Consider the following 24,109-nt stretch of genomic DNA (forward strand, 5'->3'; position numbering starts at 1 on the left):
CTACCGCCTCGCAGGACGCCCGACGACCACGCATGACGTGCATCGTCGGTCACGGACTGGCAGTCACCATGATCTCCGCCTTCTGGAACTCCTTCAAAGTTGCGTATCCCGTCGTCGCCATTGCCGTGCGCAGGCCGCCGGCCAGGTTGAGGACACCGGTGCTGGTCGCCATGCCCGGACCGGTCACGATCTGCGCGAGCATCCCGGTCGGGGCCACCGGCGACCAGCGTCCCCGCGGCAGGTCGGAGTGCAGCACGTCCATCGGCCAGACCCCGCCCTGGCCCGGGGCCTCCCCCGCGGCCGCGAGCGCCGCGTCCACCATGACCGCGTCCGCGCCGCAGGCCACCGCCTTCGCGACGTCACCGCCAGTCCGAAGGTCACCATGCGCGACGACGTGGACGTAGCGGCCGCCCGACTCGTCGAGATAACGCATGCGCGCACCGGCCGCGTCCGCGATGGCGGTGGCGAGCGGCACGCCGACCCCGAGCTCGTCCCGGGTACGGTCACCGAAGCCGGACCCGACGCCCACGATGACACCGGCCGCCCCGGTGCGCATGAGGTGCAAGGCGGTGGAGAACGACGCGCACCCGCCGACCAGCACCGGGATGTCCAGCTGCCCGATGAACCGTTTGAGGTTGAGCGGCTCGCTGCGGCGGGACTGATGCTCCGCCGAAACCGCCGTACCGTGGATGACGAGCAGATCGATCCCGGCGGCCAGTACGTGCGGGCACAGGGCCTTGACCTTCTGCGGGCGCAGCGCCGCGGCCACGACCACCCCAGCGTCCCGAAGCTCGGTGAGACGCTGCGCGATCAGCCCCGGCTGGACCGGCGCGGAGTACAACGCGCGCAGCCGATCGGTTGCCGCGTCCGGGCCCTGGGCGGCCCCGATCTTGCTGAGCTCGGCGATGTGGTTCTCCGGCTCCTCGTACCGGGTCCACAGCCCCTCGATGTGCAGAACACCGAGACCACCGAGCCGGCCGAGCGCGATCGCCGACGCGGGTGAGGTCACCGCGTCGGCCGGAGCGGCCACGAGCGGCAGGTCGAACCGGTAGGCGTCGATCTCCCAGGCGAGCGAGACGTCCGCCGGGTCACGGGTCCGACGGGATGGAATGATGCCGACGGCGTCGAGACCATACGCGATCCGCGCGCTCTTGCCGATGCCGATCTCGATCTCTGCCACTGCTGGCGCCTCCTGATTGGGCCGGCAGGCTCGTGCCGACCGGAAAACCGACGTATCTGCTCCACGACTGACCGAACATCCCGGTGACCAGATGACCAGATGACCAGGTGACCGCGCACGAGACGCGACGGCCGTCACCGGCCTGGGGACGGCCCGGCGACGGCCTGGTCGGTCGCGCGGCGCGACGGCGTCAGCGCGCGGAGTTGTAGTTCGGCGCCTCGACGGTCATCTGGATGTCGTGGGGGTGACTCTCGATCAGCCCCGCCGAGGTAATACGGATCAACTGCGCCTCGTCCTGCATCCGCCGGATGGTGGGCGAGCCGGTGTAGCCCATCGCCGCCCGCAGACCGCCGACCAGCTGATGGGCCACGGCCGCCAGTGGACCCCGATAGGGCACCTGGCCCTCGACGCCCTCGGGAACCAGTTTGTCATCGGAAAGCACGTCGTCCTGGAAGTACCGATCCTTCGAGTACGACCGCGCGCTGCCGCGGCTACGCATGGCGCCGAGCGAGCCCATGCCCCGGTAAGCCTTGTACTGCTTGCCGTTGATGAAGATCAACTCTCCTGGGCTCTCGTCGACACCGGCCAGCAGGCTGCCCAGCATGACCGTGTCGGCGCCGACGGCGATGGCCTTCGCGATGTCACCCGAGTACTGCAGGCCGCCGTCTCCGATTACCGGCACACCGTGCTCCCGGGCGACGCGCGATGCCTCGTAGATGGCCGTGACCTGGGGGACGCCGACGCCGCTCACCACCCGGGTGGTACAGATCGAGCCGGGCCCGACCCCGACCTTGATGGCGTCCGCCCCGGCCGCGATCAGCGCCGCCGCACCGGCCCCGGTCGCCACGTTGCCACCGATCACGTCGAGCGGCCGGCCGTCCACCCCGGTCGGCATGTCGGTCTTGATCCGGCGCACCACGTCGGGCACGGCTCGATGATGCCCGTGCGCGGTGTCCACGACGAGGAAGTCGACCCCGGCGGCGACGAGGACCTGGGCGCGCTTGTAGGCGTCCTCCCCCACACCGACGGCGGCGCCGACCATCAGCCGGCCATCGGTGTCCTTGGTGGCGTGCGGGTACTGCTCCCGCTTGGTGAAGTCCTTGACTGTGATCAGACCGCGCAGCCGATCACGCTCGTCCACGATCGGCAGCTTCTCGACCTTGTGGCGGCGGAGCAGGGCGAGCGCGTCCTCCGGCGAGACGCCCACCGGTGCGGTGATCAGCGGCATCGGGGTCATGACGTCCTGCACTCGACGCGAGTAGTCCCGTTCGAAGCGGATGTCCCGGTTCGTCACAATACCGACCAGCCGGCCGTCGGATTCCGTCACCGGGACACCCGAGATCCGGTACCTCGCCATGAGGACGTTCGCGTCCTCCAAGGTGGCGTCGGGCCCGCAGGTCACCGGTGCGGTGATCATCCCGGACTCGGAACGCTTCACCATGTCGACCTGCTGCGCCTGCTCGTCGATCGAGAGGTTGCGATGCAGTACCCCGACCCCGCCCTGGCGCGCCATCGCGATGGCCATGCGGGCCTCGGTCACCGTGTCCATGGCCGACGACACCAACGGCACGGCGAGATCGATGCTCCGCGACAGGCGGGTCGTCGTGTCCGCCTCCGCCGGTACCAGGTCGGAGGCGGCCGGAAGCAGCAGCACGTCGTCGAAGGTCAGCCCGAGCATCGCCAGCTTCGGCGGTACCGCGGCGGCATCGGCCCCCAGCAGGTCGGGACGCGCGCCGACGTGGGTGCCCACCCCGGCCGGCAACGTGAAATCGGTGGCGAGGGGACCGTTCATGGCACCTTCCATTCCGCGTTGACCGAGGCCGCGGACCCAGACCGACGCCGCGGCACGAGCCCCGCCCGCCGTCCTGGAGCGACGGGTCGCGCGCAACGGCGGAAAAGTGTACCTACTACCAGAACCGGGCTACCAGAACCGGGCACCGAGCGGCGGCACAGACTCCATCGTAGAGGTCACCGGCACATATCGGCGGTTCCGGCGTGACCGACATCGCCCGTGACCGACATCGCCATGGATAACATTTTTCTATACCACAGCGCCGCCCACCGGGCCTGATCGGGACCCGCGCGCCCAGCAGAACAGCGGACCGACCGCGACGGACTATGTCCAGAGCGCCGCACATCGGTGCCGAGACTCCGGATCGGGACCACTAAGCAGTCCGGGCAAGCGTAGCGTGGTCGTCGTGAGCGACGAGCCTGTCGACCCCTTCGCGGGCGACCCCGAGGATCCGGCTGCCGAGCTCGCGCGCCTCGACTCCGTTGACGACCTCGACCTGCTCGAACCGCTGTCCTTGCACGAGCGGGAGGAAGTCCTCGCCGAGCTGGGAGACCTCGACGTCTTCCGCACGCTGCTCGAGCCGCGCGGCTACCGCGGCCTTGTCGTCGACTGCGAGGGCTGCGCCGAGCCCCACTTCTTCGACTGGGACCTGCTGGCTGGCAACCTGCGCAACCTTCTCAACGAGGGGCGGACGAGAGTCCACGAGCCGGCGTTCGCGCCGGACCCGTCGTGCTACGTCAGCTGGGATTACGCCCGCGGCTTCGCCGACGGGATCTACGAGGCATCCGCCGCCTCGGAGGCGGACTCGCGCTGAGGCGGACTCGCGTCGCCGCCTGACCGGACACCCGGCCGGGGTGGATGCTGCGCGCCGACGGAGCGCGGCCGGCGGTGGCCACGCTAATTCCCGCTCAGGCCGTGTGACCAGCCGACCACCGGGGTAGGCGTTCAACCGTCAACAAAAGTTCCGCCGGACCTGCGGATCCGGCGCGGTCGGTCAGCCATGACGGAACACGGCGCCGGCCGGAAGTCCCGCGGCCGACTCGGACCCTGATCCGCCTGAGATCCCTGGACATCCAGGGACTTCCCGACCGTGCAACGGCCGGGCGGAACGACCCGTGACGCGGGCTCACCCGGGTGAAATTTCAAGATCACTCAGAGGGTGGCCCGGTACTACGGTGAAGTGGCGGCGCTTGCCGCTCAGGTCGAAAGGGGGCTCAGATCGATGACCGACGTCCGACGACTTCCAGGCCCCGGCGCGGAGAAGTGGGAATGGCAGCTGCACGGGGCGTGCCGTGGTGAGAGCACGGAGCTCTTCTTCCACCCGGAGGGCGAACGGGGGCCGGCCAGAGCCGCCCGTGAGGCCGCGGCCAAGGCGGTCTGCGCCCGCTGCCCAGTCATCCGCGCCTGCGGTGAGTACGCGCTGACCGCCCGGGAGCCCTATGGCGTATGGGGCGGGCTGAGCGAGTCCGAACGGGATGCGATCCTCACCGGCCGCTCCCGGCGGGGGACCACGAGACGCACCCCGGCCCGGCCCGGACTCGCACCGGCCTGCTGAGAGAGGGCGGCCAGGGGCCGATAGGCGGACGGGTCGGGATAGCCGGTCCTGGTCTCCTGGACCACCCACGACGGGTGAGCGACCCGACAGCGACCCGACGCGGCAGCGACCCAACGCGCCGGAGCCCGGTCGATCATCAAGGACCGACCGGGCTCCGGACGTACCGGGGCCCGGGGGCCGGGCCGCACCCGGCGAGGCCCCACGACGCCGATCCGGTCAGAAACCCGGGCCCTGCGGGTGACTGTGCCCGTGCCCGTGGCCGCGGCCGTCCTGGGAAGCGGGCTCCGCCGGCTTCTCGACGACCAGACCCTCGGTGGTGATGAGCAGAGCCGCGATCGAGGCGGCGTTCGCCACCGCCGACCGGGTGACCTTGACCGGGTCGACGACGCCGGCCGCGATCAGATCGGTGTACTCGCCGGTGGCCGCGTTGTACCCACGACCCGGCTCGAGCTCCTTGACCTTGGAGACGATGACCGCGCCCTCCAGACCAGCGTTGCGCGCGATCCACGACAGCGGGGCGTCGAGCGCGGAGCGCACGATCCGTACCCCGGCGAGCTCGTCCCCGGTACGGCCAAGCCCGTCGTCGAGCACGGACGCCACGTGGGTGAGCGCGGAACCGCCGCCGGCGATGATGCCCTCCTCGATGGCCGCGCGGGTGGCCGACACGGCGTCCTCGAGGCGGTGCTTCTTCTCCTTGAGCTCCACCTCGGTGGCGGCGCCGACGCGGATGACCGCGACCCCACCGGCGAGCTTGGCCAACCGCTCCTGCAGCTTCTCGCGGTCCCAGTCGGAGTCGCTGACCTCGATCTCCTGCTTGAGCTGACGCACCCGATCTGCGATCGAGGAGGCCTCGCCAGCCCCGTCGACGATGGTGGTGTTGTCCTTGTCCACCGTGACCCGCCGGGCCCGGCCCAGGTCGGCCAACGTCACCGCATCGAGGGAGAGACCGACCTCCGAGGCCACCACCTGGCCGCCGGTAAGCACGGCAATGTCCTGCAGCAGTGCCTTGCGGCGGTCCCCGAACCCGGGAGCCTTGACCGCGACGACCTGGAAGGTCTTGCGGATCGAGTTCACCACCAGGGTGGACAGGGCCTCGCCCTCGACCTCCTCGGCGATGATCAGCAGCGGCTTGCGCTCCTGGACGACCTGCTCCAGCACGGGCAGGATTTCGTTCAGCGCCGAGATCTTGCCCGGGTAGAGCAGGACGTAGGCGTCCTCAAGCACGGCCTCCTGGGCCTCGGCGTCCGTGACGAAGTACGGCGAGATGTAGCCCTTGTCGAACTGCATGCCCTCGGTCAATTCAAGATCCAGCCCGAGGGTCTGGCTCTCCTCGACCGTGATGACGCCATCCTTGCCGATCTTGTCGATCGCCTCGGCGATCAGTTCCCCGACCTGCGAGTCCTGAGCGGAGATGGCGGCGACCTGGGCGATGGTCTCCTTCGAGTTGACCTCGATGGCCTGCTTCAGCAGGGCCGCGGAGACGGCCTCGACGGCGGCCTCGATGCCCAGCTTCAGCGCCAGTGGGGCGGCCCCCGCGGTCACCTGCTTGAGACCGAAGCGCACCATTTCCTGGGCTAGCACGGTCGCCGTCGTGGTGCCGTCGCCAGCCACGTCGTTGGTCTTGGTGGCGACTTCCTTCGCGAGCTGGGCACCCAGGTTCTCGTAGGGGTCCTCCAGCTCGATCTCGCGCGCGATCGTCACCCCGTCATTGGTGATCGTCGCAGCGCCGTAGTGCTTGTCGATGACGACGTTGCGACCACGCGGGCCGATCGTCACCTTGACCGCGTTGGCCAGGGCGTTCACCCCGTGCTCGAGCGCGCGGCGGGCGTCCTCGTTGAACGTCAGAATCTTCGGCATACCTGGTTGTCCTCCCGACACCGAATACCGGTGGAAAACAGCAGGAGCGCGCCCCGCCGGCGGGCCCGGCGGGAACCGGGCGGCCGCCAGCGGGACGCGCCCCTTGGTGCTACCGGCGAGCGGCCTACTTCTCGATGATCGCGAGAACGTCGCGAGCGGAGAGCACGAGGTACTCCTCGCCCGAGTACTTGACCTCGGTGCCGCCGTACTTGCTGTAGAGCACCACGTCGCCGACCTTGACGTCGAGCGGGACGCGCTTGCCGTCCTCGAACCGACCCGGGCCGACCGCGAGAACGATACCCTCCTGGGGCTTCTCCTTCGCCGTGTCCGGAATCACGATCCCGGACGCGGTGGTCTGCTCCGCGTCGGAGGGCTGCACGACGATACGGTCCTCGAGAGGCTTGATAGCAACCTTGGTGGCGGTCGTCACGATCGACCTCCCCCTTCCTGCGCTGGATGAGAGAGCGACCCTGGCGGCCTGCCGTCGCGGGTGAACAGGCGCCTGTTGTCGCTGGCACTCTCACGTGCCGAGTGCCAACTTAGCACCCGCGCCGCAGACGTCAACCAAGACGGTCGGATCTGACAAGACGGCGGGAATTCAGGTCGTCCCGAGCCGACCCCTGGCCAAGACCCGGCCCCCTTCGCGGCGGCCCGCTCCCACCGGTCGGCGCCCGGCGCCACGGGGCCCATGAGCACATGAGCGCACGGGGACATGGGGCACCATGAGGACATGATCTGGATGTGGGAGGCCAAGGCGGCGGCCGGCCGGGCGGGCGGCCTGCGGGACTGGGCGATCGATGCGCTTGCGGAGCGAGACGGCGAGGTCTACGTCAGCAGCCAACGGGGCGAGGATCTCATCGTCATCATGCTGCGGACGCCGCCCGATGCGGGCACGTCCGCGCAGACTACCGGGGACACCCGCTGCCCGCTGCCGGAACCACCGGCCGAGCTGACGAACGGCGATCCGCGTGCCTGGCGGTTCGAACAGGTCAGGGCTCGGCCCGAGAGGTGATGAGCAACGTCGCCTCGACGCGGTCGAGCAGCTCCGCGTAACCAATGGTGTCGATCTTCCGGACCCGCATCACGTAGGCATCTCCGCCGGAAGGCTGGTAGTAACCGCGACGCAGCCCAATGTCGACAAAACCGAGCCGGCTGTAGAGGGCGCGGGCCGCCTGGTTGTCGGTGCGGACCTCCAGCCCGCAGCTGCGGGCACCCGCCCGCCGGGCGTCACGCAGCAGGGCGATCATCAGACGGGCGCCCACCCCCCGCCCGCGCATCCGGGGCACAACGCCGATCGTCTGGATGTAGGCGCCGTCCTCGGCAAGCGCCAGCCCCGCATAACCGACGATCGCGGACGTGTCGTGCGTCGGGACGCCCTGTGGACGCCACAGCGCCGTCAGGTACCGTCGCTGCTCGCCCTGCGCGAGTTCGGACCAGAACAGCTCGGCCGTCCACGGATCGATGTCGAATACCGTCTGCTCCAGCTCGGCGACCATCGCCACGTGCCACCAGCGCATTGGAACGAGGAGCAGATCCGGCCCATCCGGACCGGTAGGGTGTGATCGCGGCTGCGTCAAACCGTGACCGGCTTCGGTGTATGCGGTTCGGTCGCGTCCGGCCGCCGCAGGTAGAGCGGGACGAGGGGCTGGGGAGCGCGCCCGGCCAGCACGTCGGCCCCGGCGAGACCGACGAGCAGCTCTGGCCGGGGATAGCCGTCGTCCGCCTGGCCTGCGCCGGGCGCGGGCGCCTCCCCGGCCGTGGTACCGGCTGCGGCCGCGGCGAGTTCGACGAAGATCTCCGGGTAGAGCACCGTTCCCGGGCCGACGACGCGGTCGACACCGAGGCCGCGCAGGAACCGGACGACGTCGGCCGGACGGCCAACGGCCGGATCGCCGACCCGCACCCCGTCGCGGTAACAGGCCCAGAAGACCTCGCGCCGACGGGCATCCGTCACGACGGCGACGGAGCCGCCGGTGGCGGCACCGATGGCATCCAGTGAGCACACCCCGTGCACCGGCACGCCCAGTGCGTCAGCGAAGGCGGCGGCGGTCACCATCCCGACCCGCAGACTGGTGAACGGCCCGGGACCGGCGCCCACGACCACGACGTCGAGATCGGTGGGGCGGGCACCCCCCTCGGCGAGCACCGCGCGCATCGACGACGCCAGCAACTCCCCGTGGCGGCGGGCGTCGACGGTGACCATGACCGCTCGCGGCCACACGTGCACCCCGAGCGCGGCGCGCTCGCCACCCGTCCCACTCACCGGCCGCGCGGGGTCGGACGACGTCAGCTCGGCAAGCGCGACCGAGCACGCTGCCGTGGATGTGTCAAGAGCCATCACCAGCACTCGTCCAGACTACGGATCGCCTCGCCGACCACGGCGGGCACCCGCTCCACCACCACGATGCCACCGATGTCACGCCGCGCGCGGCGGGTCGATGCGGGGAGTCTCAACTCACCGGCGCACGTGCGCGCAGCCGTTCGATCCAGCTGGCCCCGGACGGGACGAGGCGGACTATCCGAGTCTCCCCGACCTCGTCGGCACGTGGCCGGGAGATCACGATCTCCAGATGATCCTGCGTGAGACGTTCCACAAGACCGACGCCCCACTCGACCACGGTGACCGAGGTGTCGACGTCGGCGTCGAGGTCGAGATCGTCGACCTCGGCGACCCCACCGAGCCGGTAGGCGTCCACGTGCACGAGGGGAATCCGCCCGTCCGGGTAGATCCGGGCCAGCACGAACGTCGGCGAGGTGACCGTTTCCCGCACGCCCAGCCCGGCCGCGATCCCCTGGGCCAGGACCGTCTTGCCCGCGCCAAGCGGGCCGGAGAGCACGAGCAGGTCCCCGGGTCGCAGCAGGGCGGCCAACCAGGCCCCGAACTCCCGCATGCGCTCCGCCGTGGACACCTCGACCGTGTTCATGTGCCTTCCGTCGTCGCCTCGCTCCGGGGCCCGCGTGGGGAGACGGAGAATGTCTCGGACCGTGCCGACCGACCGGCCCGTGCCGACCCCGACCGACCGGTCCGTCCCGACCGACCGGTCCGTCCCGACCGACCGGTCTGTGCCGGCGCCGACCGGTCGGCCCGTGCCGACCGCGGGCGCGGCATGGCGCGTGGCACCATCGCCTGCCGTGCCATCTCCCGGATGGCGGCGTTCACCACGTCCGGGCGTTCCAACATGATGGCGTGCCCGGCGCCCTCCTCGACGATGAGCTCCGCCCGGGGCAACACCTCCGCCAGGGTGCGGCTGTGGGCAAGCGGGGTCATCAGGTCGGCGTCCCCGACGATGAGCACGGTCGGGATCTCCGCCAGCCGCTCGGCCGCCACGAGCCGATCGTGGTCGAGCAGGGTGGGCAGGAACGCCGCGATGACCGGGATCGGGGTGTCCGCGACCATGGTCTCCAGGAAGGAGACCACCGACGGCGGTAGTTCGGTCGATCCGAACCCGATGCGCCGCGTCAGCTCCCACGACAGGTCGCTGCCCCGCCGCCGGGCACGTTCGAGCAGGCTCGGCGCGTGCCGCATACCGACCGCGAAACCCGGCAGAACGCGGCGCACCACCCCGGTCACCGACGCCGGCAGCCCGAAGGTCAGCCGGGCCAGCTCACCGGCGCTGGTGGCGAGCAGGGCCACCCCGACGATGCGGTCATCGAACAGTTCCGGGTGGGTGTCGGCCAGACCCAGCACCGTCATGCCGCCCATCGAATGGCCCACCAGGATGATCGGCCCCCGGGGGACCCGCTCGGTGATCACTCGGAAGAGGTCGTCGGCGAGTACGTCGATGGTGCAGTTCTTGACCTCGGACGGCCCGGAACGCCCATGCGCCCGCTGATCATAGAAGACCATCCGGCCGAGGTCCGTGAGCGCCCGCTGCTGCAGGATCCAGGAATCGGCCGTGACGCAGAACCCGTGGACGAACACCAGCGTCACCGGGGCGTCCGACGGGCCGATCTCCTCGATGTACAGCGGAATACCGTCCCCCGCGATCACGGTGGTGACCCAACCCCTGATCGGCTCGATCCGCGCGTCGGACGCGAGATCGGCCATCCCACGCCGACGGCGGATCATCCGCCGCTCGGCGACCAGGCCCGCCGCGACGGCAGCGGCACCGACCACCCCGAGCGACCCCGTGGCCCGAGCCGAGCGGGAACCCGCGATCGCACCCACGGTCTTCGCCATCGGCGCCACCTCTCCTCGGGGCCTCTTCTGCACCGATGATGCACCCGGCCACGCCGGCCGACGGGCCCCCCGGCCGGGACGTGGGGGGCGTCAGCCGGGGCCGCTTACCGGGCCTGTACGCGGATCCCGTGCTCAGGCGAAGCCCGGCATCGGGAAGGCGGCGGTCAGCTCGGTGACCTGCTCCCGGACCCGGGTGATGGTCGCGGTGTCGCCGGCCACGGCGGCCTTGACGACATCGTCGATCCAGCCGGCGAGCACCGGCATGTGACCGGCGCCCAGGCCGCGGGTGGTGATGGCGGCGGTTCCCAGTCGGATACCGGACGGGTCGAAGGGCCTGCGCTGGTCGAAGGGCACCGCGTTGTAGTTCAGCTCGATCCCGGCCTGGTCGAGCGCCCGGGCCGCGGGCTTGCCGCCGATGTCCCTGCCGGTCAGGTCGATCAGGATCAGATGGTTGTCGGTACCGCCGGTGACCAGGTCGAAGCCCCGCTCCACCAGGGCCTCGGCCAGCGCGCGGGCGTTCGCCACGACCGCGTGCGCGTAGTCGCGGAACGCGGGTGCCGCCGCCTCGCGCAGGGCGACGGCGATCGCCGCGGTGGTGTGGTTGTGCGGCCCGCCCTGCAGGCCCGGGAACACCGCCTTGTCGATCGCGGTGGCGTGCTCGGCGTCGGAGAGGAGCATCGCCCCGCGCGGGCCGCGCAGCGTCTTGTGCGTGGTGGTGGAGATCACCGGGGCGTGCCCCACCGGCGAGGGGTGTGCCCCGCCCGCGATCAGCCCGGCGATGTGCGCGATGTCCGCGACGAGCACCGCCCCGACCTCCCGCGCGATCGCGGCGAACCCCGGGAAGTCGATCGTCCGCGGGATCGCCGTACCGCCGCAGAAAATAATCCTGGGACGCTCGGCCAGGGCGAGGTCGCGCACCTCGTCCAGGTCGATGCGGCCGGTGCCGGCGCGCACGCCGTACCGGACGCTGCGGAACCACGTGCCGGTCGCGGAGACGCTCCAGCCGTGGGTCAGATGGCCGCCCATCGGCAACGACAGGCCCATCACGGTGTCCCCTGGCTCGGCGAAGGCCAGATAGACGGCGAGGTTCGCCGGGGAACCCGAGTACGGCTGGACGTTGGCGTGCTCGACCCCGAACAGCGCCTTGGCACGGTCGACCGCAAGCGTCTCGATCGGATCGATGACCTGCTGACCCTCGTAGTAACGCCGACCGACGTAGCCCTCGGAGTACTTGTTGGTCAGCACGGAGCCGGACGCCTCCAGCACCGCGGTAGAGACGTAGTTCTCCGACGCGATCAGCCTGATCGACGAGAACTGGCGCGTGGCTTCGGCCTCGACGAGACCGGCGAGTTCGGGATCGGCGACGGCGAGGCGGGGAATCGGTGGTTGATGCACCTTGACCTCCGGCAGGTCTGATCCGGCCGGGGGTGCCCAGGCGCGCGGCACCGTTCCGCTCGATCGCTCCCCGGTGGTCAGTTCCACCTCGATGCGCCAGTCACGACTCCGGGCCGAGTCTAGGGGATGGGCCCCGCCCCACGGCACCGGATCCACGCCGGTGCGACGCGTCGCGACGGCACCGGGCGTCGTGAAGACGACAAATGTCGTGAAGAAGACAAGCCGGGCGTAGGCCACAGCGCCGACGCCCGCCGGACCGGGTGGGAGCGGGCCGACTACCGTGGAAGTGCCGCCCCCGGCTGGATCGACTGGATCGAGAAGCCGGAAGCGGGCGGATCCGGTGGGATCAGATCGATCAGCGGGTGTGGACCGGAGGCGGAGATCGTGCGGCTGAGGTGGCACAGGAGCAAGGACATCCCGGCGAGCGCCGGCCGTCGTCTGACGGGCCCGGAGCGCGCCGCCGCGCTGGGGGTGCCGGACGACACCGAGCCGGCCGAGGGCCCCGGCGCCGCGGCTCCGGCTCCGGTGTCGGCCGGGCCGGTGATGCTGACACTGACTACCCGTTCCCGCCTCGAGGAGGCCGAGCGCGAGGCCGCCGTCTCCCGCCCCGTGCGTCGGCGGATGGAGCGCGGCTCGCTCGGCGGCCACGTGTCGCCCACCGGCGGTCACGGTTCCGGCGGTGCCTGCGACCCCGGCGGCTGCGGCTGAGCCCGCATCCCGCATCCCGCATCTTCGACTCGTCCGGCGCCGCCCGCGAGGCCGCCCGACGGGCTGTCATCAGACGTAGCGGCGGGGGACCCGAGCCCCGACCCGGCTGACGATCTCGTAGTTGATGGTGCCCAGCGCCGCAGCCCAGTCGTCCGCGGTCGGTTCGCCGCGGTCACCGGGGCCGAAGAGCAGCACCTCGTCGCCGGCCGCCACCTGGTCGTCACCCACATCGAGGACGAACTGATCCATGCAGACCGTGCCGGCGATGCGGCGGCGCCGCCCGCCGAACAGCACCTCCGCGGTGTTCGTCGCGGACCTGGGGATGCCGTCGGCGTAGCCCAGCGGCACCACGGCGAGCGTCGTCTCGCGTGTTGTCGTGTACCGGTGCGCGTAGGAGACGCCGGTTCCCGCCGGTACCCGCTTGGTCAACGCGGCGTGCGTCGTCAGCGTCATCGCGGGGCGCAGACCGAAGGCCGCCGGCGGCCCGACCTCCGGGCCCGGGGACAGTCCGTAAACGGACACTCCCGGTCGGACCAGGTCGAAATGCGCCTCCGGGCTGACCAGGGTGGCCGCCGAGTTCGCCAGATGCCGCACGGATGGGTGTAGCCCCGCCTTCGTGGCGATGTCGATCGCATCCCGGAAACGCCCGATCTGACCCTGCACCGTGGGATGCCCGGGGGCATCGGCGAACGCGAAGTGGCTCCACACGCCGATCACCTCGATCACGCCCTCGGCCTCGAGTGCCGCCGCGGCGTCGCACAGCGCCGGCCAGTCGGCCTCCGTGGCTCCCGCCCGGCCGAGGCCCGTGTCCGCCTTGAGGTGCACCCGGGCGGTACGGCCGGTCCGCCGGGCCGCCGCGGCGGTCTCCTCGAGCGCCCAGCCCGCGGACGCGGACAGGTCGACATCCGCGGCGATGGCGGCGGCGAACGATTCACTGGGCGCCGCGAGCCAGGACAGCACCGGGACGGTGAACCCGGCCGCGCGCAGGGCGAGCGCCTCCTCGAGGAACGCCGTGCCGAGCCAGGTGGCCCCGCCCTCCAGGGCCGCCCGCGCGCACGGGATCATGCCATGGCCGTAGCCGTCAGCCTTGACGACCGCCATGGTGGCGGCGTCGCCTGCCCGGGCGACGAGGGCGGCCACCGACGTGCGGACCGCGTCGAGATCGATGGCGGCATAGGAACGAAGATCATTCCCGGCAGGAGGATCGGCCCGCTGTTCGGTCACGCCGTCACGCTACTCCGCGTGGCATCCGTCGCTGGTCGAGCAGGTCGCCGATGACCTGGGGCAGGATGGCGGGCAGATCATTCGCTGCCAGCGGCACGGGGGCCCGCTCGGCGGCCCGGCCGTGCAGATAGGCGCCGACCGCCCCGGCCGTCGCCGGGGCGAGCCCGGCGGCGAGCAGCGACCCGATCAGGCCGGTCAGCACGTCACCGGTCCCGGCGGTCCCCAGCCATGCCGATCCGGTCGTGTTGACCAGCGCCGATCCATCCGGCCGCACGACGAGCGTGCGGGCGCCCTTGAGCAGGATCACCGCTCCCGTCGCCGCCGCGGCCCGCCGGAGAACGGCGAGCCGATCGTCGGCGAGTTCGGCGGCGGTGGTCTGCGCATCCCCGCCAAGAGCGACCGAGACGAACCGCTGGAACTCGCCCTCATGCGGTGTGATCAGCACCGGCGCCGCCCGCTCGGCGACGGCAGCGGGCCGCGCCGCGATGATCTCGGCAAGCGGGTCGAGGCCTCCCGCGTCGACCAGGACCGGAAGGTCCGTCGCCAGCAACGCCGTCAGCAAGGTACGGACCGCGGGTCCCGGCGCCAGGCCCGGGCCGATCGCCCAGGCCTGGACCCGGCCAGCGGCCAGCATCGCGTCGGCGTCACCGGCCTCGATGGCGGTCACGACGGCCTCGGGATGCGACATCCGCACGAAATCGCCGGCCCTGCTCACGACCGCGCCGACGGCCTCGCCCTCGGCCTTCTCAGCGTGCCCCTCGGTCACTACCCGCAGATACCCGGCGCCGCCGCGCAGCGCGCCGCCGACCGCGAGCACCGCGGCGCCCGGATAGGCGCCGCTGCCGGCAACGAGGCCAAGGACCCCGCGACTGTACTTGGACGCCCTCGGGCTGGGAACGGGCAGCGCCGCGGCAACGTCGGCATCGTCGAGAGCGCACAGGTCGGGTTCAGGCAGGTTCAGTCCGATGTCGACCAGCTCGACGGGACCGGTGTGGGCGGCACCGGGCATGAGCCACAAGCCGCGTTTGCGGGTACCGAAGGTGACGGTACTGCTCGCCCGGACCGCCGGCCCCGCGACGGCCCCGGTATCCGCGTCCACCCCGCTGGGGACGTCGACCGCCACCGTCCGTTCGGGGGGCGCCAGAGCGACGAGCCGGGCGTACGGCTCGCGCAGCCCGCCCCGGCCACCGATGCCGAGCAACCCGTCCAGCACCAGATCGGCGGCGGCGAACAGAATACGCAGCCGCTCATCGTCGATCGGCTGCCCCGCACCCGCCGGACCGCCCCCGCCCACCACCGGACCCGGATGGTGCAGTCGACCACCGGCCGCGAGCAGGGCGGCGGTGCCTTCCGGATGGGTGCGGCCGGGTGCCACCGCATCAACCCGCGCCCCTCGGGCGGCCAGTCGCGCTCCGGCCCAGAGGGCGTCACCACCGTTGTCGCCACCGCCGGCGAGCACGACGACGCGGGCACCGTAGACCCGCCCGAGGCGTCGTGCGGCGTGCGCGACGAGCCCGTGCACCGCCCGCTGCATCAGAGCGCCGGGGGGCAGCGAGGCGAGCAGCGGCGCCTCGGCACCTCGAACCTGTTCAACCGTATGGGCATTGCGCATGCCGACATGCTGCCCCGCTCCGATCCGCGGGCGCCCGACAGGCCGGCACGGGCCCACCGGACCCGACCGTGCTCAGGTCTCGGCAACGACCATCGCCACGGCCACGCCGCCGTCGTGGGTGAGCGAGAGATGCCAGGACGCGATGCCGAGCCGGGCCGCCGCGGCGGCCACCGTGCCGATAATCCGTAACGACGGTCGCCCCCCGGTACCGAGAACCACCTCGGTGTCGTGCCACTCGAGACCGGGGGGTGCGCCGAGAACCTTGGCGACCGCCTCCTTCGCCGCGAACCGGGCGGCCAACCGCTCGGGCCGGGCGAGGCTCCGTTCGGTCGCGGTGAACAGCCTCATCGCGATGCCCGGCGTGCGTGCCAGCGTCACGGCGAACCGGTCAACATCCACCACGTCCACGTCCACGTCCACGCCGACGCCCGCCACCGCCACCGCCACCGCCACCGCCACCGCCACCGCCACCGCCACCGCCACCGCCACCGCCACCGCCACCGCCACCTGGGAAGGTTCCCACAAACGCGGTGTTACCCCGCCGTCGGCACCGGGACGGCCGGTGAGGTCCCCGCTAGCCGGTTCACGCCCACCTCGCCGAGGCGCCCGCGCCCCGCTGATCAACGCTTCGTCGATCAGCGCGTCGCAGCCCGCCCCGGGGCCGATCCGCCGTTGCCGTCGTCCTTGCTGCCACCATCGGGAGCGGTGCGGCCCTTGTCCGCGCCGGTACCCGTGGCGGCACCCTCCGGTCTCGTCGGGGGCTCGACATCGTCCCCGGCGAGGATCCGGTAGAGACCACGGCGGGTCTCGGCGAGCAGGGACCGCGCCGCGGCGATCTGCGCTTCGTCTCCGGCCTGGGCCACCTGGACGATGGCCGCACCGACGGCGAACGCCAGCGTTCGCAAACTGGTGAGATCGTCATCGACCGCCGCCGCGGCAGTCTCCCACGGCTTGCGGCCCCCTGCGCGTGCCTCGACGTGCGCCCGCCCGGCGTCGGTGAGATGGAAGACTCGCTTGCCCTCCGCCTCCTCCGCGCGCACGAGCCCCTCGTCGGCCAGCAGCGACAGGACCGGGTAGACCGACCCCGGGCTCGGCCGCCAGATGCCACCACTACGCTCCGCGAGCTCACGGATCATCTGGTAGCCGTGCATGGGCTCCTCGGCCAGCAGCGCGAGCAGCGCCTCCCGGACGTCACCCCGCCCCACCTTCGGCCCACGGCCGAAGCTGCCGGGACCGCCAAAACCGGGGCCGCCGAACCCCAGACCGAACCCCGGGCCGGGAAAGCCGCCGAACGGCCAGCCCGGTCCGCCCCGGCGGCCTCTCGGCCCGCCTCCTCCGTGCCCGCCGTGCTCACGATGCCCGCCGTGCTCACCACGGCCGGCGCGACCGCTCTCGGAGTGGTCCTGCTCGCCGGCCACCGCCTCCGACCGGCCACCACACTCCCCCCAGGCGCTCACCGCCTCGAAGAAGTCCCGCAGCCGGGACGGGCCGAACCCGGCCTCGCATCCCCAGCGGCCCCATGGGCCCGACATCATCTGTGAAACCACGATCATTCCCTTCGGGTCGGCGCGACCGGAGCCATCCGCTCACACCTCATCACGTAGGCTCACGATATATCGCGATGCAATCGACAACAAGACCTACTCGCCTAGGCATCCCCGAACCGCGCGAATTCCGTAGGATTGAGCAGTGATCATTTCGGGGTCCGGGGAGAACGGGCACGGCGGAGACGCCGTCACCCCGCTCGAGGCAGCCTTCGAGGAACGTGCCTGCGCACAGCACGCCGGCACCGACGTCTTCATAGAAGGGGTGAATCTGGCCCTTCTCGGTCGAGTCGAACAACTCCGCATCCGCCCCACCAACGCATCCGGCACGGTGGAAGACGACGGTTCGTACGAGGTCCGCCTGGAGGCGACCGACGACGGGCCACGGACGGGCTGTACCTGCACCGAGGGATCCACCGGCTCGTTCTGCCGGCATGCGGTCGCGGTCGCCCTCGTGGCCACCGGCTCGGCGGGACTCGCCGAGGACGACGAGGACATCGAGGGGGAGGACGGCGCGATCCTCGGTGAGGAGACCCTCTTCACCGACGACCCGGTCCACGCCGCGATGCGCGTCTTCCTCAGCCGCGCCCCTCGCGCCGAACTCGTCGAGACCCTGCTCGACGCCGCCGACGACAACGACGCCGTCGCCGATGCGCTGTGGGAGGCGACGGTCGCCTGGTACGGCCGTCAGCACGGAGCGACGCCGTCCACCTGACCAGGCAGGCCCGAGCCCAGCCCCCCGCCGCGCCGGTACGCCGCCCGATGCCAGGGGCCCCCACACTGCGCCGAAGGCGCAGTGTGGGGAAGGGCTTATTCGACTGTGACCGACTTCGCCAAGTTACGCGGCTGATCGACATCGAGGCCGCGCGCAAGCGCCAGCTCGCACGCGAAGACCTGCAGCGGTAGCGTCGTGACCAGGGGCGCGAACAGCGACGCGGTCGCGGGCACGCGGATGAGATGATCGGCGAACGGTTCGACGGCGGTGTCGCTCTCTTCCGCGATCACGATCGTGCGGGCGCCACGCGCCCGGACTTCCTGGATGTTGGAAACGATCTTTCCGTGCAGGTTCGCACGACCCCGTAGGGACGGCACAACGACGAACACCGGCAGGCCGGGCTCGATGAGCGCGATCGGCCCGTGCTTGAGCTCCCCTGCCGGGAACCCCTCGGCGTGCATGTAGGCGAGTTCCTTGAGCTTGAGGGCCCCTTCCAGGGCCACCGGGTACCCCACATGACGACCGAGGAAGAGCACCGCCCTCGCGTCGGCCAAGGCACGGGCGAGCTCCCGCACCGGCTCGACCGTTCCCAGCGTCCGTTCGATCAGCTCGGGCATACGCTGGAGCCGCTCGACGTACGCAGCGACCTCATCGCCGTAGAGCACGCCGCGCACCTGGGCCAGGAACAGGCCAACGAGAAGGCACGCGGCGACCTGCCCGAGGAAGGTCTTGGTGGACGCGACCCCCACCTCCGGGCCGCAGCGGGTGTACAGCACCGCATCGGACTCCCGAGGGATCGTAGAACCGTTGGTGTTGCAGATGGCCAGCACCCGTGCCTTCTGCTCGCGCGCGTGTTTGACCGCCATCAGCGTGTCCAGCGTCTCGCCGCTCTGGCTGATCGCGATGACGAGGGTGGACCGGTCGAGCACCGGGTCGCGGTAGCGAAACTCCGAGGCCATCTCGACCTCGCAGGGCAGCCTGGTCCAGTGCTCGATCGCGTACTTTGCGATGAGGCCGGCGTGGTAGGCGGTACCGCAGGCGACGATGAAGACCTTGTCCACGTCCCGGAAATCCTGGACAGACAGCCGCTCCTCGTCGAGCACGATCGCACCATCGGCGGAAAGCCGACCGCGCAGCGTGTCTGCCAGGGCGGTCGGCTGCTCGCTGATCTCCTTGAGCATGAAGTACGGGTAGCCGCCCTTCTCGGCGGCGCTGGCATCCCAGTCGACGTGGTACCGCCGGCCCTCGATGATCTGGCCGCCGAAGTCGGTCACCGTCACGCCGTCCCGGCGAGCCTCGACCACCTGATCCTGCCCGATCTCCAGCGCCTCCCGGGTGTGGGCGATGAAGGCCGAGACGTCGCTGGCGAGGAAGGTCTCCCCCTGACCGAGCCCCACGACTAGCGGGCTGTTGCGCCGGGCCCCGACAACCACCTCCGGGAAGTCGCGGTGCAGCACGACCAGGGTGAACGCGCCTTCCAGCCGCCGGCAGACCCGTCGCAGCGCGGCGGTCAGCGGATGCGCGCCCCCGTCGTACCCGCGGTCGGCACCAGCGCCGGCACCAGCAAGCTCGACTTCGAGGAGATGGGCGACGACCTCCGTGTCGGTCTCACTGGCGAGCTCGTGGCCGACCGTCTCCAGCTCGACCCGCAATGCGGCGAAGTTCTCGATGATCCCGTTGTGGATGACGGCGATGGCGCCGGTGCAGTCGGTGTGCGGATGGGCGTTCGCGTCGGTCGGTCCACCGTGCGTGGCCCACCGGGTATGCCCCATGCCGGTGGTGCCGGGCATCGGCCTGGAATCCGGATTCTCGGCGAGCAGCTTCTCGAGGTTGGACAGCTTGCCGGCACGACGCGCCGTCCGCAGTGCCCCGGCGCCAACCACGGCGACACCCGACGAGTCGTAACCCCGGTACTCCAACCGCCGCAGACCGTTCAATGCGACATCCAGTGCCGCCTGGTCGCCGACGTAACCGATGATCCCGCACATGCGGCTCAGCGTACGCAGGTTCCCGGAGGTGAGAGCGTACCGGGGGACGCTCGGGGCAAGGTGTCCGCTTGTGGCCGCGGCGGGACCGGTCAGCGACGGGATCGGTCAGCGCGCCGGCGGCAACGCGGTGCGCACGACGGCGGCGAGCCGCTGTGCGACCGCCCGCGCGGCGGCGTCGGTGCCCGCCTCGACCATCACCCGCACGAGGGGTTCGGTGCCGGACGACCGCAGCAGCACCCGACCCTCGTCACCGAGTTCCGCCTTGGCCAGGGCGACGGCCCGCAGCAGTTCCTCATTGGTGTCCACCTGCGTCCGGTCGACGCCACGCACGTTCACCAACACCTGGGGCAACCGGGTCATCGCCTTGGTGAGCTCGCCGAGCGGTTGTCCGGTCTCGGCGACCCGGCCCAGGATCCGCAACGCCGTCAACAACCCGTCGCCGGTCGTCGCGTAGTCCAGGAACACCACGTGCCCGCTCTGCTCACCGCCGAGCACGTAGCCTCCGGCGCGCATCGCCTCCAGCACGTACCGGTCCCCGACGGGTGTGGTGACGACGGTGATACCGGCCTCCCGCATCGCGTGGTGAAAGCCCAGATTCGACATCACGGTGACCACCACCGTGTCGTCGACCAGCTCACCCCGCTCGGCCAGCGCCAGAGCACACATCGCCAGGATCTGGTCGCCGTCGACGACCTCACCGGTCGCGTCCACGGCGAGGCAACGGTCCGCGTCGCCGTCATGGGCGATGCCGACGTCGGCACCGTACGCCACGACCGCGGCACGCAGGCTGTCGAGATGGGTGGCACCGCTGCCGTCGTTGATCGCTGTCCCGTCGCCGTCGGCGTGCAGCGCGACGACATCGGCTCCGGCCGCCCGCAGCACCCGAGGGGCCAAGGTGGAGGCGGCGCCCTGGGCACAGTCGACGACGACCCGCAGGCCGTCGAGCGGCACCGGCAGCGTGGCCAGCAGATGCGCCGCATACCGGTCGAGGAGAACCGGTTCGTCGTGGACCCGACCGACGTCGGCGCCGACGGGACGGCGGCTCGGAGGTAGGGCCATCCGCCGCTCGATGGCGTCCTCGACCTCGTCGGGCAGTTTGAGGCCGCCGGCGGCGAACAGCTTGATGCCGTTGTCCGGCATCGGGTTGTGGCTGGCGGAGAGCATGACACCGAACATCGCGCCGCTGGCTGCGACGGCGTAAGCCACCGCGGGCGTGGGTGCCACCCCGATCCGGGCCACGTCGGCACCGGAGGCTGCGAGCCCGGCGACCACCGCGGCCTCCAGGAACTCCCCCGAGGGCCGCGTGTCCCGGCCGACGACCACTACCGGCTTACCGGACCCGGAGGGCCCACTCGCCCGGTTCGGCCCAGCGAGAACCTCGACCGCCGCGGAAGCCAGCGACAACGCCTGCTCCGCGGTCAGATCGATGTTGGCGACACCTCGGACGCCGTCGGTGCCAAAGAGCCTCACCATTGAGGTCTCCCTTGTCGAAGATCGTGGCGGAGACCGAGGGGGGCACCGGTGGCACCGATCCCCTCCAGGAGCGCGCCTCCGGGGGCACGCCCGCGAAGGGGATCCAAGGTCAGCGCTTGCTGTACTGCGGAGCCTTGCGGGCCTTCTTGAGCCCGTACTTCTTACGCTCCTTGACCCGAGCGTCACGGGTCAGGAAGCCGGCCTTCTTCAGGGTAGGCCGGGACTCCTCCTCCGCCAGCGTCAACGCGCGGGCGAGGGCGAGCCGCAGCGCACCGGCCTGCCCGGAGACGCCGCCACCGTGCAGCCGGGCGACGATGTCGTACGACTCCGTCCGATCCAGTGCCTTGAGCGGCTCGTTGACGAGCTGCTGGTGCACCTTGTTCGGGAAATACTGCTCAAGCGTGCGCCCGTTGAGCGTCCACTGCCCGGTCCCCGGGAGCAGACGCACCCGGACGACCGCCTCCTTGCGCCGCCCGGTGGCGCGGGGATTGCCCTGTACGTCGGTCACGACAGCCACGTCGCGTTCCTTCCTCGGTTGATGCGTGGTTCCCGGGGCCGGTACCGGCGGGCGGGAGGACCCCGCCCGGCGACCGGCTCAGGAGGTCCGCGGCTACTGCGCGACCTGGATGATCTCGAATGGGGTGGGCTGCTGCGCCTGATGCGGGTGGGTCGGACCCGCATAGACCTTCAGCTTGGTCCCCTGGGCTCGGCCGAGTTTGTTCTTCGGCAGCATGCCCTTGATCGCCTTCTCGACGATGATCTGCGGACGGGTATCGAGCAGCTCCCCGTAGGAGGTGCTGCGCAGACCGCCCGGGAAGCCGGAGTGCCGGTGGTACTGGGCCTGCTCCCGCTTGTTCCCACTCAGGGCGACCTTGCCCGCGTTGATCACGACGACGAAGTCGCCGGTGTCGATGTGTGGAGCGAAGTACGGCTTGTGCTTTCCACGCAGGAGCGTGGCGGCCTGGGTCGCCAGCCGACCGAGCACCACGTCGGTGGCATCGATGACGTGCCACACACGCTGGACATCCGCGGGCTTGGGCTGGTACGTGCGCACAGGTCTGCCTTCTCGTTCGGACGATCCCGCCAGGAGACTCCCAAGGGGCCTCTCACGGATCTCGTCAAGAATAATCTCGTCAAGAATGTGGAGCGCGCAGACGGGACGTGTCACGCGCAGCAGTCTTTGAGGCTACCAGGCGATCGGAGCGGTCCACCCGGGGGGCACGGAAAGCGGGAGTACCGGCAGTACCGGCAGTGCGGACATGCAGGGGAGACGGACATGCAGGCGGCCCGGCCACCGACCATGGACACCTGACCGCGCTGAATCCCGCCGACAAGCTGGCTATTCTCACCAGGATGACGGAGATGGGCAGCGGGCGATCCGACGGGCGCGAGGGGCACGAAGCCCCCGGGCACGAGGGGCCGACCCCGCTGTCCGGAGGCGCCGGCCACGATCGGACGTTTCCCGCGCCGGCTGAGGGCCGGCGGTCGGCCGGCGCGCCGGAGGGCGGCGGTCCGGCAACCGGTCCGGCCGACCGGGGAGGCACCACGGGCCCGACAGCAGTGACGATTCCCCGCCCAGGTGGCCCGCACCCCGACCTCGACGGCTGGACTCCCCCCGCCGACGATCCCCTGTTCGGGGGATCCCGGACGTACTCGTTCTCGCCGAAGCCGACCTCCCTGCGGATCACACCGCCCGACACCACGCAGCCCGACACCACACCGCTCGGCATAACACCGTCCCCGACCACCACGAGCTTGGGCACGGAGCCAGCCGGGACCGGCGCCGCATCCGTACCGCAGCCGGGTCCGACCCGCTATGAGCGCCCGGCATCCCGTCCACGGGACTCGGGCACGCCGGCCTATCCGGGTGTCTCCCCCGGCACAGATGCCGTTACTGGCGGTCCCACCCGCATCGGTGAAACCGGCGAATCCCACCCACCCGCCGCGGCTGATGGCGGATTCGGCGACGGCGATCCGGTCGACATCCATTCGATCGACGGATCGGCACCGTCCGCCACCGCCGCATCGAGCGCCCGTGGCGCGTACCCGTCGAGGTGGGGGCGGAGCACTCAGGACCAGGCCGGGGGCCGTGCGGTCCACGACGCTCGGCGGTTGCTGGCCGGCGTCGCCGGGGCCGTCCTCGTCCTCGTCGCGGCGGTCGCGGTCGTGGCGGTGCGCAGCGGGGACAACGGGCACAACGGGCGCGAGACGCCCACCACCCGGCAGACGCTCCCACCAATCCCGGCCGGCTTCCTCAACAGCGCGACCCTCGACTCCGACCCGGTGACCGCCGACGAGTTCTTCTCCGACGAGCAGGTCGAGGCCGAGGGACGGAACTACCGGCGGCTCGCCCGCAAACTGGACAACGGCTGCCCAGATCTCACCGGTGGTCTGGTCACGCAGCTCAAGGACCGGCGCTGCCGGCAGGTGGTGCGGACGCTGTTCCTCAGCACCCCGGGGGACGGCGGACGCCAGGTGCTGGCCGGCGTCACCGTCTTCGTCCTCGACGAGCTCACCACCGCCACCGCCACCGCCACCGCCACCGCCACCGCCACCGCCACCGCCACCGCCACCGCCACCGCGGACATCCTCAACCAGGGGCGCGGTGGCATCGTGCCCCTCCCCGTCCCGGCCAACTCGATTCCGAACGCGCGGATCACCGGCCCGGGTGGGAACAACTCGTGGCGGGGCGCGATCACCCGCGGGCACTACCTCATCTACACGCAGGTCGCCTACACCGACGGCACCCAGGGAGCAGGGACCGATCCCGCGCTGCGGAACGCCCAGACCGATCTGAGCACACTCGCGACCGAGCCCATCGGAGACCGAGCAGTACTCGGCCACGGCCCGCGCCACTGACCCACCGGCGACCGGGCCCACCGGCGA

23 protein-coding genes and 1 riboswitch are annotated in these 24,109 nt (G+C 71.3%); of the genes, 6 read left to right on the forward strand and 17 right to left on the reverse strand.

Annotated features, from left to right (window positions below):
- Positions 1-49 precede the first annotated feature (49 nt).
- Positions 50-1,180 (reverse strand): GuaB3 family IMP dehydrogenase-related protein, encoded by a 1,131-nt coding sequence (locus AC08OQ_RS02220; protein WP_476598510.1) that lies wholly within the window; start codon positions 1,178-1,180, stop codon positions 50-52.
- 190 nt (positions 1,181-1,370) lie between these two features.
- Positions 1,371-2,972 (reverse strand): IMP dehydrogenase, encoded by a 1,602-nt coding sequence (guaB, locus tag AC08OQ_RS02225; RefSeq protein ID WP_462185727.1) that lies wholly within the window; start codon positions 2,970-2,972, stop codon positions 1,371-1,373.
- 397 nt (positions 2,973-3,369) lie between these two features.
- Here guaB and AC08OQ_RS02230 point away from each other — a divergent pair, with 397 nt between their 5' ends.
- Entirely contained in the window at positions 3,370-3,786 is a 417-nt protein-coding gene (locus AC08OQ_RS02230; protein WP_462185726.1) for a DUF5319 domain-containing protein, read from the forward strand.
- A 408-nt stretch (positions 3,787-4,194) separates the two neighbouring features.
- Positions 4,195-4,527: a WhiB family transcriptional regulator gene (locus AC08OQ_RS02235; protein ID WP_476598512.1), complete on the forward strand. Its 333-nt coding sequence runs from the start codon at positions 4,195-4,197 to the stop codon at positions 4,525-4,527.
- 216 nt (positions 4,528-4,743) lie between these two features.
- Here AC08OQ_RS02235 and groL read toward each other — a convergent pair whose 3' ends face one another.
- Positions 4,744-6,384, reverse strand: coding sequence for a chaperonin GroEL (gene groL, locus AC08OQ_RS02240; RefSeq protein ID WP_476598514.1), 1,641 nt, complete (start codon positions 6,382-6,384; stop codon positions 4,744-4,746).
- A 124-nt stretch (positions 6,385-6,508) separates the two neighbouring features.
- Entirely contained in the window at positions 6,509-6,814 is a 306-nt protein-coding gene (gene groES / locus AC08OQ_RS02245; RefSeq protein ID WP_011435085.1) for a co-chaperone GroES, read from the reverse strand.
- Between the two features lie 300 nt (positions 6,815-7,114).
- Between groES and AC08OQ_RS02250 the strand changes: the two genes are divergently transcribed.
- The gene (locus AC08OQ_RS02250) at positions 7,115-7,396 is read left to right on the forward strand and encodes a hypothetical protein (RefSeq protein ID WP_476592318.1); all 282 of its coding nucleotides are present in this window, start codon (positions 7,115-7,117) and stop codon (positions 7,394-7,396) included.
- Here AC08OQ_RS02250 and rimI read toward each other — a convergent pair.
- The 5 genes from rimI to AC08OQ_RS02275 all read right to left on the reverse strand — a co-directional run bounded on the left by rimI (position 7,374) and on the right by AC08OQ_RS02275 (position 11,959).
- A complete protein-coding gene (gene rimI, locus AC08OQ_RS02255) occupies positions 7,374-7,961 on the reverse strand; it encodes a ribosomal protein S18-alanine N-acetyltransferase (protein WP_462185722.1) in 588 nt (195 codons plus the stop codon). The genes AC08OQ_RS02250 and rimI overlap by 23 nt on opposite strands.
- A complete protein-coding gene (gene tsaB / locus AC08OQ_RS02260; RefSeq protein WP_462202448.1) occupies positions 7,958-8,722 on the reverse strand; it encodes a tRNA (adenosine(37)-N6)-threonylcarbamoyltransferase complex dimerization subunit type 1 TsaB in 765 nt (254 codons plus the stop codon). Before tsaB ends, rimI begins: the two co-directional genes overlap by 4 nt.
- A gap of 112 nt (positions 8,723-8,834) precedes the next feature.
- On the reverse strand, positions 8,835-9,308 hold the full coding sequence (gene tsaE, locus AC08OQ_RS02265) for a tRNA (adenosine(37)-N6)-threonylcarbamoyltransferase complex ATPase subunit type 1 TsaE (protein ID WP_462185719.1): 474 nt from the start codon (positions 9,306-9,308) through the stop codon (positions 8,835-8,837).
- Positions 9,305-10,564 carry an alpha/beta fold hydrolase gene (locus tag AC08OQ_RS02270; RefSeq protein WP_476598518.1) on the reverse strand — a complete coding sequence of 420 codons (1,260 nt, stop codon included), beginning with the start codon at positions 10,562-10,564 and terminating at the stop codon, positions 9,305-9,307. Before AC08OQ_RS02270 ends, tsaE begins: the two co-directional genes overlap by 4 nt.
- Before the next feature lie 132 nt (positions 10,565-10,696).
- Complete coding sequence (locus tag AC08OQ_RS02275) at positions 10,697-11,959, reverse strand: serine hydroxymethyltransferase (protein ID WP_476604083.1); 1,263 nt, start codon at positions 11,957-11,959, stop codon at positions 10,697-10,699.
- 27 nt (positions 11,960-11,986) lie between these two features.
- Positions 11,987-12,073: riboswitch (ZMP/ZTP riboswitch) on the reverse strand.
- 270 nt (positions 12,074-12,343) lie between these two features.
- On the opposite strand from AC08OQ_RS02275, the gene AC08OQ_RS02280 reads away from it, so the two are divergent.
- Entirely contained in the window at positions 12,344-12,667 is a 324-nt protein-coding gene (locus AC08OQ_RS02280; RefSeq protein WP_476598520.1) for a hypothetical protein, read from the forward strand.
- Between the two features lie 69 nt (positions 12,668-12,736).
- Here the strand turns inward: AC08OQ_RS02280 and alr are convergent, their stop codons facing one another.
- The 4 genes from alr to AC08OQ_RS02300 all read right to left on the reverse strand — a co-directional run bounded on the left by alr (position 12,737) and on the right by AC08OQ_RS02300 (position 17,038).
- Positions 12,737-13,891 carry an alanine racemase gene (gene alr / locus AC08OQ_RS02285; RefSeq protein WP_462185716.1) on the reverse strand — a complete coding sequence of 385 codons (1,155 nt, stop codon included), beginning with the start codon at positions 13,889-13,891 and terminating at the stop codon, positions 12,737-12,739.
- Between the two features lie 4 nt (positions 13,892-13,895).
- Complete coding sequence (locus AC08OQ_RS02290; RefSeq protein WP_476598522.1) at positions 13,896-15,503, reverse strand: NAD(P)H-hydrate dehydratase; 1,608 nt, start codon at positions 15,501-15,503, stop codon at positions 13,896-13,898.
- A 72-nt stretch (positions 15,504-15,575) separates the two neighbouring features.
- The gene (locus AC08OQ_RS02295) at positions 15,576-15,944 is read right to left on the reverse strand and encodes a holo-ACP synthase (protein WP_476598554.1); all 369 of its coding nucleotides are present in this window, start codon (positions 15,942-15,944) and stop codon (positions 15,576-15,578) included.
- 194 nt (positions 15,945-16,138) lie between these two features.
- The gene (locus AC08OQ_RS02300) at positions 16,139-17,038 is read right to left on the reverse strand and encodes a PadR family transcriptional regulator (protein ID WP_476598523.1); all 900 of its coding nucleotides are present in this window, start codon (positions 17,036-17,038) and stop codon (positions 16,139-16,141) included.
- Positions 17,039-17,192: 154 nt separating this feature from the next.
- Between AC08OQ_RS02300 and AC08OQ_RS02305 the strand changes: the two genes are divergently transcribed.
- Entirely contained in the window at positions 17,193-17,762 is a 570-nt protein-coding gene (locus AC08OQ_RS02305) for an SWIM zinc finger family protein (RefSeq protein WP_476598525.1), read from the forward strand.
- A gap of 95 nt (positions 17,763-17,857) precedes the next feature.
- Here the strand turns inward: AC08OQ_RS02305 and glmS are convergent, their stop codons facing one another.
- The 4 genes from glmS to rplM form a co-directional block, all read right to left on the reverse strand.
- Complete coding sequence (glmS, locus tag AC08OQ_RS02310; protein WP_476598527.1) at positions 17,858-19,750, reverse strand: glutamine--fructose-6-phosphate transaminase (isomerizing); 1,893 nt, start codon at positions 19,748-19,750, stop codon at positions 17,858-17,860.
- A gap of 105 nt (positions 19,751-19,855) precedes the next feature.
- Positions 19,856-21,223: a phosphoglucosamine mutase gene (gene glmM / locus AC08OQ_RS02315; RefSeq protein ID WP_476598529.1), complete on the reverse strand. Its 1,368-nt coding sequence runs from the start codon at positions 21,221-21,223 to the stop codon at positions 19,856-19,858.
- 109 nt (positions 21,224-21,332) lie between these two features.
- Complete coding sequence (rpsI, locus tag AC08OQ_RS02320) at positions 21,333-21,740, reverse strand: 30S ribosomal protein S9 (RefSeq protein WP_476598530.1); 408 nt, start codon at positions 21,738-21,740, stop codon at positions 21,333-21,335.
- 93 nt (positions 21,741-21,833) lie between these two features.
- Positions 21,834-22,277, reverse strand: coding sequence for a 50S ribosomal protein L13 (gene rplM, locus AC08OQ_RS02325; RefSeq protein WP_011435067.1), 444 nt, complete (start codon positions 22,275-22,277; stop codon positions 21,834-21,836).
- 308 nt (positions 22,278-22,585) lie between these two features.
- On the opposite strand from rplM, the gene AC08OQ_RS02330 reads away from it, so the two are divergent.
- A complete protein-coding gene (locus AC08OQ_RS02330; RefSeq protein WP_476611884.1) occupies positions 22,586-24,082 on the forward strand; it encodes a hypothetical protein in 1,497 nt (498 codons plus the stop codon).
- Positions 24,083-24,109: the final 27 nt, after the last annotated feature.

It is taken from the genome of Frankia sp. CcCS3 (genome assembly GCF_977927575.1).

Coding starts and splice junctions, on each gene's coding strand:
- guaB (WP_462185727.1), bottom strand. CDS start 2,972: ATGAACGGTCCCCTCGCCACCGATTTCACGTTGCCGGCCGGGGTGGGC.
- AC08OQ_RS02235 (WP_476598512.1), top strand. CDS start 4,195: ATGACCGACGTCCGACGACTTCCAGGCCCCGGCGCGGAGAAGTGGGAA.
- groL (WP_476598514.1), bottom strand. CDS start 6,384: ATGCCGAAGATTCTGACGTTCAACGAGGACGCCCGCCGCGCGCTCGAG.
- AC08OQ_RS02250 (WP_476592318.1), top strand. CDS start 7,115: ATGATCTGGATGTGGGAGGCCAAGGCGGCGGCCGGCCGGGCGGGCGGC.
- tsaB (WP_462202448.1), bottom strand. CDS start 8,722: ATGGCTCTTGACACATCCACGGCAGCGTGCTCGGTCGCGCTTGCCGAG.
- tsaE (WP_462185719.1), bottom strand. CDS start 9,308: ATGAACACGGTCGAGGTGTCCACGGCGGAGCGCATGCGGGAGTTCGGG.
- AC08OQ_RS02270 (WP_476598518.1), bottom strand. CDS start 10,564: ATGGCGAAGACCGTGGGTGCGATCGCGGGTTCCCGCTCGGCTCGGGCC.
- AC08OQ_RS02290 (WP_476598522.1), bottom strand. CDS start 15,503: ATGCGCAATGCCCATACGGTTGAACAGGTTCGAGGTGCCGAGGCGCCG.
- AC08OQ_RS02300 (WP_476598523.1), bottom strand. CDS start 17,038: ATGATGTCGGGCCCATGGGGCCGCTGGGGATGCGAGGCCGGGTTCGGC.
- glmS (WP_476598527.1), bottom strand. CDS start 19,750: ATGTGCGGGATCATCGGTTACGTCGGCGACCAGGCGGCACTGGATGTC.
- glmM (WP_476598529.1), bottom strand. CDS start 21,223: ATGGTGAGGCTCTTTGGCACCGACGGCGTCCGAGGTGTCGCCAACATC.
- AC08OQ_RS02330 (WP_476611884.1), top strand. CDS start 22,586: ATGGGCAGCGGGCGATCCGACGGGCGCGAGGGGCACGAAGCCCCCGGG.